The sequence below is a fragment of the Methylophilus sp. genome (genome assembly GCF_052173275.1).
In the GTDB taxonomy this organism is placed as follows: domain Bacteria; phylum Pseudomonadota; class Gammaproteobacteria; order Burkholderiales; family Methylophilaceae; genus Methylophilus.
In genome coordinates, this window is the sequence record NZ_JBQMUL010000002.1 from 1485474 (window position 1) to 1504236 (window position 18763).

Here is an 18763-nt window from a genome sequence, read left to right on the forward strand (position 1 = left end):
ACATGTCTCTCCCAATTGCAAACGAGACGCTGCTTGCCCTGCAGAATGTCACTATCAACCTGGGCAAACGCACTTTCGGGCCTTTTACGCTATCGATTACAGCGGGCGAACGGGTCGCGATACTTGGCCCTAGCGGTGCGGGGAAATCGACACTACTCAAATTGCTGGCCCGTGAATTAACACCTGCCACAGGCCAGGCAATATTTTGCCAGCGCAACCTCAAAGAATGGTCGCTGATTGACCTGAGCCGCCGCCGCGCCATTTTGCCGCAATCACACGAAGTCGCTTTTGGCCTGCCGGTTGAGCTGGTCATCGGGCTAGGCCGGGTCGCCAGAGCCTATGATCCTGACATCAAGAAAATAGTACAGCAGGCAGCCGCGCTGGCCTGCGCCGGGCACTTGCTGGAACGCCGTTTCGATACCTTATCCGGAGGAGAAAAAGCACGGGTACAAATGGCCAGAGTGTTTGCGCAATTATGGGATGTTGAAAACGGCCTGTTGCTGGTAGATGAGCCACTCGCTGCGCTGGACCCCGGCCTGCAATTCAGCTTAATGGATGCGATTTATATGTTTGCTGCCCAGCGCGGCCATGCCATTCTGGCGATTCTGCACGATATCAATCAGGCGTTGCAGGGATTCGAGCGACTGATCTTTATCAAAAATGGCATCATGACTGGCGACTACGCCAGCCAGCAGATGACCATTCCTTTATTGGAAGCCCTTTACGATGTCAGCCTGATCAGCGCCGTCAGCGAGAGTGGCGAAGTGATTGTGGCGCCAAGTAAAATTCAGGCAAGTGCCTAATTCATCCACGTTTGAAGTCTTATTTCTTTTTCAAGTCACTGAATACTAAGGTATTCATTCTAAATAACATCTTGAATAATTGAATGATAATTGTTATCATTCAATGTTGTTAGTTTTGCCAGCCAAAGAGCATTGACTCCAGTAGCCAGCAGTCATTTTATTGGAGCCTTCATGCACTCTTTCCGTATTAATACGATCTCTCTTGCTTTAATACTTGCTTTCCCATCAACGTCGGTTTTAGCGGATGAACCTGCTAAAACAAATAGTGCGGAAACCTTGCCGGAAGTGTCTGTGAAGGCTGGCAAGAGTAGTAAAAAGAAGGACAGGTTCATCACGCAGGAGCAATCAGCCTCTGTGGGCAAAAGCCCTGTCAGTGTGCAGGATTCACCGCAATCCATTTCAGTGATAGATGTAGAGCAAATGCGTGAGATGGGTGCCATCAATATTCAGGAAGCATTGACTTATACCTCCGGGGTCTATGCAGGCGCATTTGGTTTTGATACGCGTGGTGACTCGGCCTCGGTACGTGGCCTGAATCCATCCATGTTTGTAGATGGACTGCGTAATTTATATGGCTCATACAATAATACCCGCCCGGACATTTATACATTAGAGCGTATTGAAGTGTTAAAAGGGCCATCTTCAGTGTTATATGGCCAGTCGGATTTAGGCGGTATCGTCAATGCCGTGACTAAAAAGCCTAAAAGAGAAGCCTCTAAAGAAATTAACCTGCAATATGGCATGTATGACCGCAAGCAGATCGGATTGGATTTTACCGGGCCAATCACTGCAGATGGCGAGTGGCTTTACCGCGTCGTAGCTCTCAAACGCGATAGCGGCACGCAAGTTGATCATGTGCATGATGACGCAGTGTTATTTATGCCTTCTGTGACTTGGCAACCAAGCGATAAAACCAGTATCACTATGCAGTATCTGCACCAGGAAGTTGACAGCCAGGTCTCGGCACAGTTTCTACCTGCCCAAGGGACGGTATTGCCAGGCCCTCAAGGACGCGTTTCCAGTAGCACTTTTGTAGGCGAGCCAGGCTGGGATCGTTATAACACCAAAAAAGATGAAGTCGCTTTGTTTGTAGATCAGGCGTTGACCGACCATTTGAAGTTAGTTGCCAACCTGAAACAGTCATGGTCCTCAAGCAGTACACGTGAGCATTGGGCACGTGTAGGGTTTGCGCCGGATGCTGCAGGGAATGCGCAGCGTACGATACACACCGCTGACCGCAGTACTGAGGTTTTTGCAAGTGATATCCGCCTGCAGGGTAACTTTTTATTGGGGCCAACTTCGCACTTGGTTTCTGTGGGCATGGACTACCAGAATGCCTTATGGAAAGAGGACAACTACACCAGTACCACCTCGGCTTTCGGCATCAACCTTTACAACCCGGTCTATGGGCAAGTTGACTATGCATCGTTGAGAAACGCGGACCGTGACGACAGTAAAATCGTACAAACCGGTTTCTATGTCTCTGAGCATATGGAATGGGGTGCCTGGGTAGTGTCGGCCGCCTTGAGACGCGATCATGCAACCAACTCATTGTTGACTGCCAATACTGCCATCCCGGATTCTGATGTGCGCAACTCAGCAACTACCGGCCGTATCGGCCTGATGTACCGCTTTGAGAATGGCATTTCACCTTATGTTAATTACTCAGAAGCATTCATCCCGAATTTAGGCACAGACGGTTCTGCAACAAATAGTTATTTGAAGCCAACTGAAGGTGAGCAACGTGAGGCAGGCGTTAAATATCTGGCGAACGATGGCAACACTTCTGCGAACTTTGCCTGGTTTGAGATTGAACAATTGAATCGTATCGTTCAAGGGGCTACCCCTGGCGGTGTACAGCAGATAGGTGCGTTTATTCAGGGTTGGGAAACCGATGTGCGTCACCGCATAGGCGATTTTGAATTGTTGGGCAACTATACGCGTATGCACGCTTTTAACGATACCACCAAGCTGAGGGTGCCATATGTGGCCGAGAAGATCGGCTCGGCCTGGGCTCAATACCATATCACACCTAATATCCGTGCTGGTGTTGGTACGCGTTATATCGGTTCGAATGTGGCTGCTGGTGAAACACCAAAGCTTCCGTCAGTCACCTTATTCGATGCCATGATAGGGTATACAACCGGACCATGGGATCTGCGTTTGACCGTGCGTAATATCGCAGACAAAGAATTCCTGTCCTGGTGTCGCAGTGCTGGTACAGATTGCGGCTATGGCGAGCGTCAGAATGCTGTTCTTTCTGCAAATTATAAGTTCTAAGAGCACTTGATTAATTTGCGGTTTATACAACATTGATTGTCGTGGCAGACATTTCTGTATGAAATAAGTTGCCTAAATAAATGATAATTATTATCATTTATTTAGCTTATAGCCGCACAATGAAGTTTTAATAAAAGGCTGCTGAGAAATCAGTGGCCTTTATTTATTGCTGGTGCATTTTTATTCAATAATGAGAGATTTGATGATCTTAACAACTAAACGTAGCAGCACCACAATCAACCTGCTGCCTAAGAAATCCGCAATAGCCGTCATGTTAGCGTTCGCTACTGGCGCAGCGTTTGCACAAGATGCGAAGTCTGAAAAAGACGGTACAGTGACGCTCAATGAAGTGACGGTTGTCGGGTCTGCCGATAAGTCAGGAGATAATTTTAAGTCGGCAGCACAATCAGTTTCGATCATTACTGAACAAGATATCAAAAACATAGGCGCGAATAAAAAATTAGATGATTTATTAGGGTATGAGGCAGGCGTCTTATCAAAACAATTCGGTGCTGACAATAAAGCAAATTGGTTTAAGGTCAGAGGTTTCGATGCCAATACCACATTAGATGGCACATCCCTTTCAAATAATGGCTTTTTCGTATGGGAACAAGAAATTTATGGTTTGGAAAAAGTAGAGGTCCTTAAAGGCGCCAACTCATTTAATTACGGTGCTACCGACGCAGGGGGGACTATTAATTTGGTATCCAAACGGCCTATGAGGGATGTCGCTGGTGAATTGAATGTGAGTGTTGGTAACTTTGACAGAAGAACGATCAGTGGGGATTACAATGGCGTCATCAGCGATTCAGTCAGTTATCGCCTGGTTGGCTTATATTCAAAAATGGATTACCCCATTGACCATACCGGCATGGAGCAATTCTATTTTGCACCTAGCCTCACATGGGATATTACAGACCGCACCAGCCTGACAGTGCTAGCCAGCATCTTGAAGAAAAAAGGCACGCCAACCAATGGTTTTATGCCTGGCTATGGATCTCTCATTAGAACCCAGTACGGAAAAATAGGCTACGACACAAACCTTGGTGAGCCTGGGCGCGATTATTTTGACCGTAAACAATATTCTCTGGGTTATGAATTTAGCCATGATTTTGGGCGTGAATTCAAATTCACGCAAAACTATCGTTTCGGCAAGATGGATCACGATTTCCTAGGCATATATGCTTTCGGATCCAATAACGACAGGCTTGCCAATCGTGGTTATTCCTATCTGAATGGTCAATCCAAAGTACACAGTATTGATAATCGGTTGAGTAAAACGTTTGAATTCGGCGATATTAAAAATACCGTTCTATTTGGCCTTGATTACAAACGCAGTAAAGCAGATGCGCAAAATAATTGCTGCGGCGGCGTGCCTCAGATCGACTTGTTTGAGCCAGTGTACGGAGCACCTTTCATCGTCACGGGTAGTCCCTACGAGCTCAGCTTAAAACAACAAGGTACTTATATTTTCAATAAATTCGATTGGAACGATACCGTATTATTCAATTTAGGTTTGCGAAACGACAATTACGATAGCCGTTCGTTTATTGGTACAGCTGCCAACACTGCAAATGGCAGCAAAAATACACACAATGCGAGCATTATGTTGCGTACTGACCTTGGTGTGTCACCATATATCAGTCATTCAACTTCATTTAATCCGCTATTAGGCGCAGATGCCGCTGGCCGAGGTTATAAGCCATTTGAAGGCGAGCAATTGGAAGTGGGCGTGAAGTATGAACCAACATGGATGAGAGCAAGTTTCAACTTAGCACTGTTTGACCTGACAGAGAAAAATGCCTTAATTTCAAATGCATCAAATGTTCAGATGCAAGCTGGTGAAAGACGTAATAAAGGCATAGAGCTGCAGTCTGACTTGCGCATCAGTGATAGTGTTTCTGCCAGGCTCAGCTATACGCGAAACAACGCGGATCAGGATTTGAGCACGACACGCACAATCAGAGCACCATTGATTCCTGATAACCAGGCTGCCATCAGAGTCAATTATAAGCATATTCAAAGTGAAATATTGAATGGCCTGAAGTTGAGTCTTGGTGTCCGTTACAACGGCAGCACTGAGGATCAATCTAACTATCCTGGATTGAAAGTCGCTTCTTACACACTGGTTGATGCCATGGCTAGCTATCCGGTTTCACAACACTGGAGCTTGCAAGTAAATGCGACCAACCTATTTAACAAAGAGTATCTCAGTGCGTGTGATTTCTATTGCTACTACGGTACTTCACGGACTGTTGATGCGCAGCTTAGTTACCTTTGGTAAGAAGCAAGTAGTAGTGATGATGCGTGGTTAAAATGCGATGTAGTACGATAGTTTCATATAAAATAAATTGCATTATTTAATAATAATCATTATCATCACAACTTACTGATTTATAAGTATATTTATAAAAGGCTGTTGAATTTCAACAGCCTTTTTCTTTTGATTTAATTCAATATTAAATGAGAGTCTTGATGTCGTTTACCCGGAAGAAAATGGTCGTTGCTGTGATTTGTGCATTGAGCTTTGGTCATGCAGTGGCAGAGGAAAAGAAAAGTAATGCAGAGACTTCAACCACTGAAACGTTGGAAGAAGTCAAAGTCAATGCCTCAGCAGATGCTTCAGCCAAAGGGCTGATGAAGCCTTATGCCGGTGGCCAGGTTGCCAAAGGCGGCCGTGTGGGTGTGCTGGGTAACCAGGACGCGATGGATACACCGTTTTCAATTAATGCATATACCAATACCTTGATTCAGGACCAGCAAGCCAAAAGTGTTGGGGATGTCTTGTTGAATGACCCTTCTGTGCGTGTTGCACGAGGGTTTGGTAACTTCCAGGAGTCGTACTTTATCCGTGGATACCTGGTTTTTTCAGACAGCGTTGCTTATAACGGTTTATATGGCTTATTACCCAGGCAATATATTGCAGCCGAGTTATTTGAGCGTGTAGAAGTATTGCGAGGAGCCACTGCATTTTTGAACGGATCCAGCCCCAACGGCGATGGTGTTGGCGGGTCTATTTCGTTATTGCCAAAACGTGCACCCAATGATCCTCTCAATGTGGTGACCGCTGGATGGAGTTCAGGCAATCAGCAATTTATCTCGGCAGATGTGGCACGTCGCTTTGGGCCTGATGACCGTGCCGGTGTAAGGTTGAATGTTTCTCATAGAGACGGCGGTACCGCCATTAATAAAGAAGGTATGGAACTTGGTCTGGTTTCTCTGGCATTTGACTGGCGGGGTGACGATTTCCGCTTGTCTGCAGATGTGGGATACCAAAGCCACAAACTTGATCAAACCAGAACCAATGTGACATTAAGCACCGCTGCCGGAAATCAGAATTTCCGGGTACCTAAAGCGCCAGATAGCAAACACAACTGGGCGCAGCCATACTCCTATTCCAATGAGCGCGATTTATTTGGTACGGTAAGGGGTGAATGGGATATTAACAAGCAGTTAACAGCGTATGCTGCACTTGGTTCGCGGCATTCGCACGAAGCCAATTCCCTGGCAAACCTGACAGTCTTGAATTCAACTACTGGGGCGGGTACAACCAACAGGTTCGATAACATTCGCCAGGATTCAGTGTTGACGGGCGAAGCAGGGTTAAAAGGACATTTTAATACAGCATCTATTGAACATGACTGGGTGCTTTCAACCAATTCTTACTCTGCCATTCGTAAAATTGATTTTGCTTCGCAATTCACCCTTGCCACCAATCTGTATTCCCCGACTTACTATAATCAGCCAGCCTTTACCGGAGCCAATGCTGCACCTTTTGATGATTATGTAAACTACGAGGCAAACTTTCAAAGTGTTTCACTTGGCGACACTCTCGCTATGTTTGACAAACGTTTGCTGGTTACCTTAGGCGCGCGTCACCAGAACTTGAAGTACCTGAACAAGAGTGCAACAGGTCTTACGACTACAAATTATGATGAGAGCAAGTTGAGCCCGGTATTCGGTGTCGTGGTGAAACCTCTGGAAAATGTTTCTTTGTATGCAAACTACATCGAGGCGTTGACTCAAGGTGATACTGCATCATTAGCTAACACGGTGCTAGGAGCGCCGTTGGCCAATGCAGGGCAGACCCTGGCTCCATTCGTGTCAAAACAAAAGGAAGTAGGTGCCAAGGTCGATTTTGGTAAAGTAAGGTTATCTGCTGCCTATTTCACTACCGAGAAACCGCGCGGTGTTTCAGATTTGACTACCAATCTGTTTACGACAGAAGGCAGGGAAGATCATCAAGGTATTGAGTTGATGACCTATGGTGAGCTATTTCAGGGGCTGCGTATATTGGGTGGCGTGACTTTTCTTGATACCAAACAAAAGGATACCAAAATTGCTGCCACCGAAGGTAAACAAACTATTGGCGTGCCAGACAAGCAGGCAAACTTTGGTGTGGAGTGGGATATTAAAGGCCTGACAGGGCTGACACTGGATGCACGTGTGATTGCTACGGATAGTATGTACGCCAATGCGGCCAATACGCTGGAATTGCCTGGCTGGACCAGGTTGGATATCGGTGCTCGCTACGTGACAGATATTAAAGGTAAACTGTTCACTGTGCGTGGTCGCGTAGATAATGTGGCCGATCGTGATTACTGGGCTTCCAGCGGCGGTTCACCTGGTAGTGGCTATTTGGTGATGGGCGCTCCGCGAACTGTGACCATTAGTGCACAACTCGATTTCTAAGTATGAGGTGATTTGATTTGCGTTCGTCTTTGTTATTAATACACCGTTGGCTGGGTCTCGCGAGTGCTTTATTTTTACTCATCACCGGCCTGACCGGCGCTATCATCTCCTGGGATCATGAGCTTGATGAATTATTGAACCCGGAGCTCATGCATAGTGAGTCTACCGGTTTGCATCAATCCAGCCTGGTGCTGGCGAAACAAGTCGCCGAGCGCTACCCACAGGTGCAAGTCACTTCCATCCCGTTAAAGGTTGAAGAGGGGCATACGCTGGCGATTGGTGTCAGGCCTTTGCCTAACCCGCCCCAGGGGCTTGAGCCTGTGACTTTTAATCAGGTGTTCGTTAACCCTGTGACCGGGCAGGAGCTAGGCAAACGTGAGTGGGGCGCAGTATGGCCGGTGACCCGCACTAATGCAGTCTCTTTCCTCTACAAACTGCATTACAGTTTGCACCTGCCAGAAATGTGGGGCATAGACCGTTGGGGCATCTGGCTGTTGGGCGGCGTGGCCATTATTTGGCTGATCGATAGCTTTGTGGGTTTTTACCTCACCCTGCCAAAAGCGGCCAGAAAGCCGCAGACACGCTTGCACAAGGCGCAAGCGACGCACGCTGCTAACCAGGCCTCTTTCGGCCAGCGCTGGTGGCCCGCCTGGAAGATGCGCTGGAACAGCAGCACCCATAAACGTTATTTTGATATGCATCGCGCGTTTGGTTTGTGGACCTGGCTGTTGCTGATTATCCTGGCTTTTTCTGCCATGGCACTCAATCTGCGGCGGGAGATTTTTATGCCGGTGATGAAATCGGCATTCACGTTGACGCCAACACCAACCGATTTGCGTAAGCCATTGCCAAAGTCGGAACAGGTGTCATCCCGCATTGAATTCAAGCATGTGCTGGATATGGCCGTGAACGATGCTGCCGCCAAAGGCTGGAAAGAACCCGCAGGGCGCATCGGCTTCAGCCCGGCTTTCCAGTTGTTTAGCGTAGACTTTTACTACCCTGAAGCAGACCATGGTGTCGCAGGTGCCGGGCACAAGCGCTTGTATTACGATGCGGTAGACGCACACCCGCTGGGCCAGCGTATTCCCTGGCAAGGCACGGCGGGCGATATGATAGTGCAGGCACAGTTTCCTTTACACTCCGGCCGTATTCTGGGTGTTCCCGGGCGTGTTTTGATTTCTGTCATGGGCCTGGTGGTCGCCATGTTGTCGGTGACCGGTGTGTATTTATGGTTGAAAAAACGTAAAGCACGTAAAGTGTCATCGCAGATCGTGCAAGAGCAGGTATTTGCGACTGATCGTATCCGCTCTATGCCACGGTAGTGATTTAACAATTAAAGAAATACATATCAGCTCAGTCATTAGTCAGATGACCAGAGCTGATTTTTCCCCTCTGGCATCTATCGCCAACCTTTCTGGATATTTCCACCCAGTGAATGTTAAATTCAGCCAGAAAATAGCTACAATCGAATATGAAACCAGCAGTCAATGCGCACTCTTTAAGTTTGGTGGCTTTGCTGCTACAAATACCGTTATCTCTGATATTGAAAGTGGGCCTTACCAGATTATTGGGCATGGAAACTGAAAAATGCGCATATTAGTGATTGAAGATAATAAAGATATCCTGGCAAATATCGTCGATTACCTGGCCAAAGACCACAAAGTCGATTGTGCACAAGACGGTCTGACCGGCTTGCATCTGGCAGTCACGCATGAGTTTGACCTGATTATCCTGGATGTGATGCTGCCCGGCATGGACGGCTTGCAACTGACCAAACGGTTACGTCAGGATGGCAATATCTTTACGCCTATCATCATGCTCACTGCGCGTGACACGCTGGATGACCGCCTGAAGGGATTTGAATCCGGGGCGGATGATTATCTGGTGAAGCCATTTTCACTGTCAGAACTTGAAGCCAGGGCGCTGGCTGTACACCGCCGTAGCAAAGGCCTGGTGCGTTCTAAGTTAATTGTGCATGACTTGATATTTGATCGTGAAAGCCTGGTCGTCACGCGTGCCGGCACCGTCCTGAAGATCCCGCCTCTGGGTTTAAAACTTCTGGAATGCCTGATGCAAAACAGCCCCAATACCGTCAAACGTAGTTTTCTGGAAGAGCACTTCTGGAGTGACGCCGCTACCCGCGCCGATAATTTGCGCGCACATGTCCATCAACTACGCAATGAAATTGATAAGCCTTTTGATGTGCCATTAGTACACACAATACACGGCATCGGCTATCGCATCGGCATCGAGCATGCATAAGGTTTCGATCAGATGGCGGATCGTGATTGCTTTTACGCTGATCACACTTTTTGTGGCGGGGGTCTTTACTTTGGCCATTTACAAAATTGCCCACGCCATCGAAGATGAATTGCTCTCAAAAGAGATGCATGCGAAACTCGAGCTCATCGTTGCAAATCCGGCCTATCCACAAGCAACCCTGAACGACCTTGGTTTGCATCTGTTCACTTCAGGCTCGCCTGTAGACCCTCAGTTTGCAAAATATCTTGTCAATCTCAGGCCCGGATTTACTGAAGTAGAAGATCATCCATTCAGTTACTACTTATATCGTCAATCACTGCATGGTAAAGACTACATTCTGGTGCAGGACGAAAGTTTGTATGAGGATGGTTTCGAGCGAAATCTATTTATCGCCTTAAAGTCAGGGTTTTTATTAACGACGCTGCTGGGCGTGCTGGTAGGCTGGTTGCTGGCCAGGCAAATCATCTCCCCCATCATTAAGCTATCTGACGCATTTTCGCAGCGTAAAGTAGGTGCTTTGGACGAAGTGCCAAGCGCGCATATTTTTCCCGATGATGAAATCGGCAGTCTTGCGCAGGCATTCGAGGACGCATATGCCAAACTTAAAGATGCGCTATGGCGAGAAAGGCTATTTACGAGTGATGTCAGCCACGAGTTTCGCAGTGGACTCATGATCATTTCTTCCAGTTGTGAGCTGTTGATACAGGCCAAAGCGAAAGATGACCCTGATTACGAGCGGATTGAACGCATTGCCCGGGCAAGCCTGGAAATGCAGCAGTTGATCGAGTCATTAATCATTGTAGCCCGTGCTGAACATACGGCTACCAACCCCGCAAGAACACTCATGCTGGAGCAAATTGCGCAGGACGCATTCAATCGTTGGCAATCAGGTTTTGAGGCGAAGAATATTTTATTCCGCCTGATTGTAAAAGAAGCGCCAACAGCACAGTTATTCAATGCGGATTTATTACTCACTGCATTGTCGAACTTGCTCAAGAATGCACTGAACTACACCCATCATGGTCAGGTGGAATTAATCATTGATAAAACCTCTGTTTCTGTCATTGATACAGGGGTTGGCATTGATCTTGAACAGCAGCAACAGGTATTGAAACCATTTGTACGCAGCAATGACCTGCCATTGGAAGGGCTGGGTCTGGGGTTATCTTTGATTCAGCGTATTTGCGAAAGCCAGGGTTGGCGACTCAGTTTTTTTTCAGAACCAGGTCACGGCTCTACTTTTACCATCAGTTTTTAAAGAATTCACAAAAAAATCACAAAATGCCAACGAAATCCCAATAGCACTTTATTTATTATGACTGGTTATGAGAAGTATTCTCATTAGCAATCATGGTTAGCATAAATAAAAGGGATATGATGATAAAAGACAATACGCTACGCATGCGGCCGATAGCAGTGATGGTTAGCTTGCTTAGCTTGGGTGGGCAAATAGCGCATGCTGAAGGTGAAGATCCGAAAGCGCAAACATTGACAGAAGTGAATGTTAAATCGCAGCGTATTCAGGATCTGCCAAACAAGGGCTATCAAGCGTCTAAAACACGGGTTGGTAAAACCTATCAGGATCCGCAAGATGTGCCACAAGCGGTGACCACGTTAACTAAAGAGTTATTGCACGACCAGCAAGTGGGCTCCTTGCGTGAGGCTTTGCGTAATGTCGTTGGCTTGTCTTTCAACGCGGCTGAAGGTGGCCGTGCCGGCGATAACTTTAACCTGCGCGGTTTTTACACGTTTGGTGATATCTACCTGGATAACATGCGTGATACCGCACAATACAACCGTGAAACTTTTAACCTGGAGCAAGTAGACGTTTTACGTGGTTCTGCAGCCATGCTGTTTGGTCGTGGCCAGGCTGGTGGCGTTATCAACCAGGTTTCTAAAATGGCTGAACTGCGTGATAAAAATACCATTACTGGTAGCGCAGGAGAATACGATTATCACCAATTTACCGGTGATTTCAACAAACAGTTAACTGAAACTGCTGCCATTCGCGTGAATGTAATGGATAGACACGATGAGACATATCGTAAGAATCCAACCACTGGCGACAGACCTGAATTTGACCGTAAAGGCATCGCTGTCAGTTTCGGTGCCGGTATAGGGACAGAAAACGAATTCTACCTGAATCACATCTATACCCAAACGCGTGATGTACCTGACTTCGGTATTCGCTTTATAGCGACGCATCCGCAAAATAATGCACCTAATGGCGCAAGCGACCGTACATTCTGGGGCGCCAGTAACAACTTTGATGACAGCGACACACGGGTAACTACCGGTATCTTTACTCATAAATTTACTGACGATACGCAGCTGAGAACCCAACTGCGTAGTGGTACTTACAATCGTGCCTACTGGGCAAAATTACCTGGTGCCGGAGGGGTCTCACCAGCGCTCCCAACTGTTAATAGCAGTGTGGGGCAAAACCAGGCCAGGTATTTAAACTACAACACTGTTAACTTGCAGTCAGACTTTAGTACGAAGTTTGATCTTGCTGGTATGAAGCACGCAGTGGTCACAGGCGTTGAATGGTTGAAAGAAGATTCTGTACGTCGCCAATTGGCGGATCTGGATCCTACAGCTGGTGCTTTATATGAGCGGCATGCCAAAGGCAACCTGCAAAACGCATTTAATGCAGATAACTATGCTGTATACGTGCAGGACAGTGTTGAGTTTGTGCCAAACTGGACAGTGCTGGCAGGGATTCGTCGTGATGAATTGCACGCCAGATACACAAGTGCGACTTCACCTAAGTTAAGTTATGGGGAATACAGCTACCGTAGTGGTTTATCCTGGCAGCCAACGCCAGACAGGCATTACTACGCTACCTGGAGTGACTCTTTCAGCCCTACTGCAGACTTGTATCAGTTGACTGCGGTTCCTCAAGACCCAGAGCGTAGCAACACGGTAGAGATAGGTTCGAAGTGGTTATTTAATGATGGCGATTTAGCGGTAAGAACAGCATTGTTTACAACCACCAAGAACTGGGAACGTAACTCAGACCTGGAGGCGACCTCTGCCATTCTGACCAGAAGGCGTCGTACCAATGGGGTTGAATTTGAAGTGACCGGTAAAGTCACCGATCGCTGGGATGTCTTTGCCGGCGTTGCATTCCTGGACGCACGTGTGATTAAAGCAGCTCAGAACGTTGCTGCTGGCAATGTTTACTCTTATGCTGACCCACGTGTTGAAGGCCAACGTGCGCGAAACACCCCAATTGCTACACTCAACGTGTGGACTACCTATGCATTAACGGATGCATGGAAAATTGGTGGCGGTATTGAGGCTAAAGGTGAGCGCTATGCATATAATCCAAGTTCAGCAAACCTTGGTGGATCGTTTGTCGGCGGACACTTTAACCCCAACTCGGCCCCAGGTTATACACGTGTAGATTTGATGGCTGCGTATGAGCAACCCAAATGGGCGGTGCGACTGAATGTTAAAAACCTGCTGAATAAAGAGTATTATGACGCAGTATATGACAATGGCGGCTTGGTCACCCCAGGTAACCGTCGTCAGGCTATCGTGACCACTGAATATAAGTTTTAGGAGTTAATTTGCTGCTGAGTTTACCGGGTGTTTTACTTGATGAAGAAGTAACATCCATACGCGGCTTGCTAAAGCAGGCCAGTTGGGTGGATGGACGTACAACCGCCGGTATTCAGGCAGCAGTGGTCAAAAACAATCAGCAACTATCCGAACAGGATCAGTTGCTGGCGCAAATCCGCAGGATCGTGATGCAGGCATTGCATCGCGATCCTTTGTTTTTTTCGGCGGTGCTACCGGATAAGATCCTGCCGCCTTTTGTGAATCGTTACTCAGGCGGCACCAATCATTATGGATTCCATGTAGATAATGCCATGCGCAGCATGCCGGATGGCAGTGCCCGCGTGCGTGCTGATGTGTCAGCGACATTGTTCCTGAATGAGCCTGATGAGTACGACGGTGGTGAACTGGTGATACAGGATGTGTTTGGTGAGCAGCGCGTGAAACTCAAGGCCGGGTCTATGGTTATTTATCCTTCGACTTCTGTGCATGCGGTTACGCCGGTGACACGGGGCGAACGTCTGGCCAGTTTTATGTTTATCCAGAGCATGGTGCGTGATGCCGCTCACAGGCGCATGTTGTTTGATATGGATATGGCGTTAGTGAAGTTGCGCCAGCAGCATGGCGAGCTGGCAGAAGTCGTGCAGTTAACCGGGGTGTACCACAATTTACTACGTGAATGGGCATTGTAGAAATGCGCTGTCATTGAGCAATGTATTTAATCGTATAAAAAAAGCCCTCATGGAAAACCATGAGGGCTTTTACTTTAAATGAGCAGCTTAGTATTTAATATTCAGTGTCAAAAAGCTCAATCTGCTAGGTGCAACAATGGCATTATGTCTGAAGTAAGTCGCGCTGTAGTATCTTTCGTCAGTCAGGTTCTGCACGTTAAGTTGCAAGTCAAAGTGATTGTTGATTTTGTACTTGGCCATCGCATCCCAGCGAACGTAGGATGGAATGTAGGCATTATTGGCCGGGTCAGCATAAACCTTGTCTACATAGAATGCGCCACCACCAATGGTGAAATCTGGGTGCACCTGGTATGTAGTCCACAAGCTAGCACTGTTTTTCGCCACGCCATACAACTGCTTCCCTCTTGATGCCTGGCCACCTGCAGCATTGAGGTCGCCGACCGTGCCTGCTTTGGTTTGCTCGGCATCCAGATAAGTGTAGCCACCAAATACTTTCCATTGGTCGGTGATATTGCCTGCCACGCTAAATTCCCAACCCTTTACTTCAACTTCGCCTGCATTGTCAAAACCAGTGGTGGTTGGTACGCGTGCATTATCTTTAACCGTTTTAAAGATGGCAGCATTCACTGATAAATCATTGAGTACTATCCATTTGGTACCTATTTCAACTGTTTTGCTTCTCTCTGGAGAGAGGCTTTGGGTACCCGCGATCAATTGGCCGCCCGCATAATCAAACATACCCAAATTCAACCCTACTGGTGAACTTGAAGTCGCATATGTGGCATATACATTCGCATTCTGTTGCAGCTTATACACAGCACCTAATTGATAGTTTTTAAATGTATTATCATTTTTAAACCGAGAGGTTTGTGCCCCAGTGATAACGTTATTGTTTTCGATTTCGGTACGATAACTATCTATTCTCAAACCAGCATTCACAATCCAGTTGTCAGACAGGTCAATCGAATCAAAGGCATAAGCGGATCGGTTGAGTGTTCTACCTTCGAATGAAGGATGGTTGTTTCTTGAGGTGGCTGTTGTTGCGCTGTTCGCATCTGGGTTATCCAGGCTGGTTGTGCTTGGTGTCGGAAGCCCGCCAGTATAGGTGTAGTTATCCAGTTTTTCGCTTGAAAACTCAATGCCGGCATTCACATGGTGCTTCAGTGTGCCCGTATCAAAATTCACAGTCACATCGGTCAAGTTAGCAATCGTATCTACTCTGGCATCACGACCACGTAAGTCGCGTGTGACCTGTCTGTTTTGCAGAAGTGCCGCTGTGCCTATGGTCGGACGGGTAGCCACATAATCATTTCTGGTTTTTGCAATACGCGTGGTGTTGCGCAGGGTGAGATTCTCATTGAATGCATGTTGAATCTTGAGTGTACCGATATCTGCAGAAGACTCTGCGAAATCACGACCTTTTATACCATACCAGTTATCTTTATCCCCAACAGGTTTGCCCACCGGATTGCCATTAGGCTGGAAGTAAGGGATGCCCCAGTCAGGCGTGTCATCCGATTCCATGTGGTACCAGCTTGCATTCAATTGGGTTGGGCCATCCAGGCCTAATGTGATGGAAGGCATAAAGCCAAAACGTTTGTTTTCAACATGATCACGGCCAGGCACATTAGCATCATGACCCATGGCGACCAGGCGCAGTGCCGAGTTGTCGCCCAGCATAAAGTTGCCATCGACGGTAGCGCGTTTAAAACTATCTGTCCCTAGCCCGATGGAGCCTTTTACAAAATCGCCTCTTCTCGCCTGCTTGGTATTGATGTTGATGCTACCGCCAGCAGAACCGCGGCCATCATAAGCGCCACTGGGCCCTTTGATCACTTCCATTTGTTCGATGGCAAATACTTCACGGACTTGCGGGCCGATATCACGCAGGCCATCGACATAAATCGAGCCCATGGCTTCGAAGCCACGAATATATGGCCGGTCACCTACCGCAATGCCGCCTTCACCTGCACCAAAGGTGATGCCAGGTGCTGTGCGCAATGCATCTTGCATGCTCAGTGAGCCGGTGTCTTCAATCACATCCTTGGTGATGACAGTGACAGATTTGGGCGTGTCGATCAACGGCGCAACAAACTTCTGGTTCGCAGATTTTTTAGGGTTGTATCCCGCTGCCTCTGGTTCTTTTGCATGGGCTTTGTCGGTCACTGCAACCTCAGGCAACTGGCTGATAGGCTCCGCTGCATAAGTATTGAATGAAAGCATCTGGGCGCTGACAAATACCCCGAACGCCTGAAAAACGGATTGATACACAGGTTTTAGCCTGTGTGAATCACGCAAGTGTGATGGTTGTAACGGTTTCTTCATATGTATCCCTGTTTATAAATATTATGGTTTGTATTTTTTATAAAAAAAGTTGAAATAATCAGCCTTTTTACAAAAGTTAAATTTTATTTTAATTGAGAATTATTATCAATAGATCAAGGATGTATAATGCGGATCCGGGTGCATGAATTGATGAAATAAACTAAATGTCCACATCAAGGCCTGCTGTTAAAATGACCGCATCTTACTCGTTGCGTCTTTAGTCGATACGCCATGCAATCGTTGCCACTTTTATCCCATTACATACAGCAAGCGCAGGCAAAATTGCCCGCTACTGTCTGGCATTACCTGCAATCTGATGCGGGCGACGGGCGTCAACGCAATGCCAATGAAGTTGCCTGGCAGGCACTGAAACTGATGCCCAGGCCGCTGCAGACGCTGCATCATGCCAATACTGTATGCGAAATGTTTGGCGAGCGTTGGGCGCACCCTATCTTGCTGGCGCCAGTGGCTTATCAAAGGTTATTTCATGAAGATGGTGAAATAGGCACAGCCATTGCCTGTAATGCACAGCAAGGGCAAATGATGGTCAGCAGCCTTGCCAGTCAAACGATTGAACAGATTATTCAACAGGCACAACAACCCCTCTGGTTTCAACTCTACTGGCAAGGCGATCGCGCCCGTACAGCGGTGTTATTGCAGAAAGCCCTTGCCAGCGGCGCAAGTGCAGTTGTATTTACGGTAGACGCGCCAGTGAAACAGTCACTGATGGATTTGCCTGAGGGGATTTCGGCAGTCAACCTGGCGCAAGCGCTGGCCCCCCGGCCTATCACCCCCGGACAAAGCAATGTATTTGATGGCTGGATGTCACAGGCGCCGACCTGGGAAGATGTGCAGTGGCTTCGTCAACAAGTGAAAGTGCCATTGCTGGTCAAAGGCTTGATGCATGTTGATGATGCAAAACGCGCAGTTGATGCAGGTTGTGACGGCATTGTCGTTTCCAACCATGGTGGGCGTGTGCTTGATCATACGCCTACTGTCACGGCGGTCTTGCCACAGCTAGTGAATGCAGTCGGTGGGCAATGCAAAATCCTGGTGGATAGCGGTTTCCGCAGCGGCCAGGACGTGTTTAAAGCCCTGGCAATGGGGGCAGACGCGGTATGCATAGGCCGTCCCTACGTCTGGGGGCTAGCCACGGAAGGGGCGATGGGGGTTGCGAAAGTGATCCGCTGGATGCGGGATGAATTGGAGATGACGATGGCGTTGACTGGTGTATCCAGTCTGGACGATATCCGTCAGGTTGACTTGTATTAATCATAGAAGGAAAAAACGATGAAAAAATTAAGTTTGTGTGTGCTGATGGGTGCCTGTTTATTCACTACCACTGCGGCATTTGCTGCAGCTGATTGTAAGTCTTATCCAAAAGAAGAATGGGCTTCTGAAGAAAGCCTGAAAGAAGCCCTGGAAGCAGAAGGCTATACCATTAAGAAATTCAAGATTGATGGTAATTGTTACGAGATTTACGGGCGCAATAAAGAAGGCAAGAAAGTCGAGATTTATTTCGATACGAAAACGCTGGCCATCGTTAAGGCCATAGGCTTGAAAGAATAGGCCAAGGTCTTGCCCGTGGATTCTCATACCATATGGCCATGGTGGGTCCGCCTCAGCCATTGGCTGGTGGCTGGTGGAGTGATTGCCTTATGGCTGATGAGCTATTTTTGGTATGAAACAGACTGGGTCCATCGCTCACTTGGCTATGTGATTGTGGGGGTTGTTCTGGGGCGGATATTGCTAGGCAGTATCACGCTATCTCAGCCAGCAAGATTTTATTGGCCTGGCGTCGCTGCCATTAGTTTGCACATCACAGAGATACGCCGCGGGCAGGTGCAACCACACAGGGGACATAACCCGCTTGGGCAGTGGGCGGTCTACCTGATGTGGGTTTTAATTGCAGCACTGGCGATCACTGGATGGCTAAGCCGTACTGATGCATTGTGGGGAGAGGATTGGCCGGTGGACGCGCACGCTATCCTAAGCGACTGCCTGATGGGGCTGGTTGCTGTGCATGTGCTGGCTATTTTCTGGATTTCAAAAATATCCGGCCAAGATTTATTGTCACAAATGATACATGGCCGTTATGCGCAATTAAAACAAAAAATCGTAAAAAAGTAAGCCATTCCTCTGAGT

Annotated in this window: 14 protein-coding genes; 13 read left to right on the top strand and 1 reads right to left on the bottom strand. The window is 47.6% G+C overall.

Annotation, left to right across the window (positions count from 1 at the left end):
* The first annotated feature begins 2 nt into the window (after nt 1-2).
* From ACTS9Y_RS08605 to ACTS9Y_RS08650, 10 genes are all read left to right on the top strand, one after another.
* On the top strand, nt 3-803 hold the full coding sequence (locus tag ACTS9Y_RS08605) for an ATP-binding cassette domain-containing protein (RefSeq protein WP_442585532.1): 801 nt from the start codon (nt 3-5) through the stop codon (nt 801-803).
* Nucleotides 804-974: 171 nt separating this feature from the next.
* Nucleotides 975-3083 carry a TonB-dependent siderophore receptor gene (locus tag ACTS9Y_RS08610; protein WP_442585533.1) on the top strand — a complete coding sequence of 703 codons (2109 nt, stop codon included), beginning with the start codon at nt 975-977 and terminating at the stop codon, nt 3081-3083.
* 202 nt (nt 3084-3285) lie between these two features.
* Nucleotides 3286-5367 carry a TonB-dependent siderophore receptor gene (locus ACTS9Y_RS08615; RefSeq protein ID WP_442585534.1) on the top strand — a complete coding sequence of 694 codons (2082 nt, stop codon included), beginning with the start codon at nt 3286-3288 and terminating at the stop codon, nt 5365-5367.
* A 191-nt stretch (nt 5368-5558) separates the two neighbouring features.
* Nucleotides 5559-7775 carry a TonB-dependent receptor gene (locus ACTS9Y_RS08620; RefSeq protein ID WP_442585535.1) on the top strand — a complete coding sequence of 739 codons (2217 nt, stop codon included), beginning with the start codon at nt 5559-5561 and terminating at the stop codon, nt 7773-7775.
* Nucleotides 7776-7792: 17 nt separating this feature from the next.
* Complete coding sequence (locus ACTS9Y_RS08625) at nt 7793-9097, top strand: PepSY-associated TM helix domain-containing protein (RefSeq protein ID WP_442585536.1); 1305 nt, start codon at nt 7793-7795, stop codon at nt 9095-9097.
* Nucleotides 9063-9359, top strand: a complete 297-nt coding sequence (locus ACTS9Y_RS08630; protein WP_442585537.1) for a hypothetical protein — start codon at nt 9063-9065, stop codon at nt 9357-9359. The genes ACTS9Y_RS08625 and ACTS9Y_RS08630 overlap by 35 nt, the downstream gene beginning before the upstream one ends.
* Nucleotides 9360-9362: 3 nt before the next feature.
* Entirely contained in the window at nt 9363-10037 is a 675-nt protein-coding gene (locus ACTS9Y_RS08635) for a response regulator transcription factor (protein ID WP_442585538.1), read from the top strand.
* Nucleotides 10030-11295 (top strand): HAMP domain-containing sensor histidine kinase, encoded by a 1266-nt coding sequence (locus tag ACTS9Y_RS08640; protein ID WP_442585539.1) that lies wholly within the window; start codon nt 10030-10032, stop codon nt 11293-11295. Before ACTS9Y_RS08635 ends, ACTS9Y_RS08640 begins: the two co-directional genes overlap by 8 nt.
* A gap of 116 nt (nt 11296-11411) precedes the next feature.
* Complete coding sequence (locus ACTS9Y_RS08645; RefSeq protein WP_442585540.1) at nt 11412-13604, top strand: TonB-dependent receptor; 2193 nt, start codon at nt 11412-11414, stop codon at nt 13602-13604.
* An 8-nt stretch (nt 13605-13612) separates the two neighbouring features.
* Entirely contained in the window at nt 13613-14293 is a 681-nt protein-coding gene (locus ACTS9Y_RS08650; RefSeq protein ID WP_442585541.1) for a Fe2+-dependent dioxygenase, read from the top strand.
* Between the two features lie 87 nt (nt 14294-14380).
* On the opposite strand, the gene ACTS9Y_RS08655 is transcribed toward ACTS9Y_RS08650, so the two are convergent.
* Nucleotides 14381-16618, bottom strand: coding sequence for a TonB-dependent receptor (locus ACTS9Y_RS08655; protein WP_442585542.1), 2238 nt, complete (start codon nt 16616-16618; stop codon nt 14381-14383).
* Nucleotides 16619-16849: 231 nt separating this feature from the next.
* Here ACTS9Y_RS08655 and ACTS9Y_RS08660 point away from each other — a divergent pair, with 231 nt between their 5' ends.
* From ACTS9Y_RS08660 to ACTS9Y_RS08670, 3 genes are read left to right on the top strand one after another with little or no spacing between them, the layout of a single operon-like run.
* Complete coding sequence (locus ACTS9Y_RS08660) at nt 16850-17890, top strand: alpha-hydroxy acid oxidase (protein ID WP_442585543.1); 1041 nt, start codon at nt 16850-16852, stop codon at nt 17888-17890.
* A gap of 18 nt (nt 17891-17908) precedes the next feature.
* Nucleotides 17909-18187 (top strand): PepSY domain-containing protein, encoded by a 279-nt coding sequence (locus tag ACTS9Y_RS08665; RefSeq protein ID WP_442585544.1) that lies wholly within the window; start codon nt 17909-17911, stop codon nt 18185-18187.
* A 15-nt stretch (nt 18188-18202) separates the two neighbouring features.
* The gene (locus ACTS9Y_RS08670; RefSeq protein WP_442585545.1) at nt 18203-18748 is read left to right on the top strand and encodes a cytochrome b/b6 domain-containing protein; all 546 of its coding nucleotides are present in this window, start codon (nt 18203-18205) and stop codon (nt 18746-18748) included.
* The last annotated feature ends 15 nt before the right edge of the window (nt 18749-18763 follow it).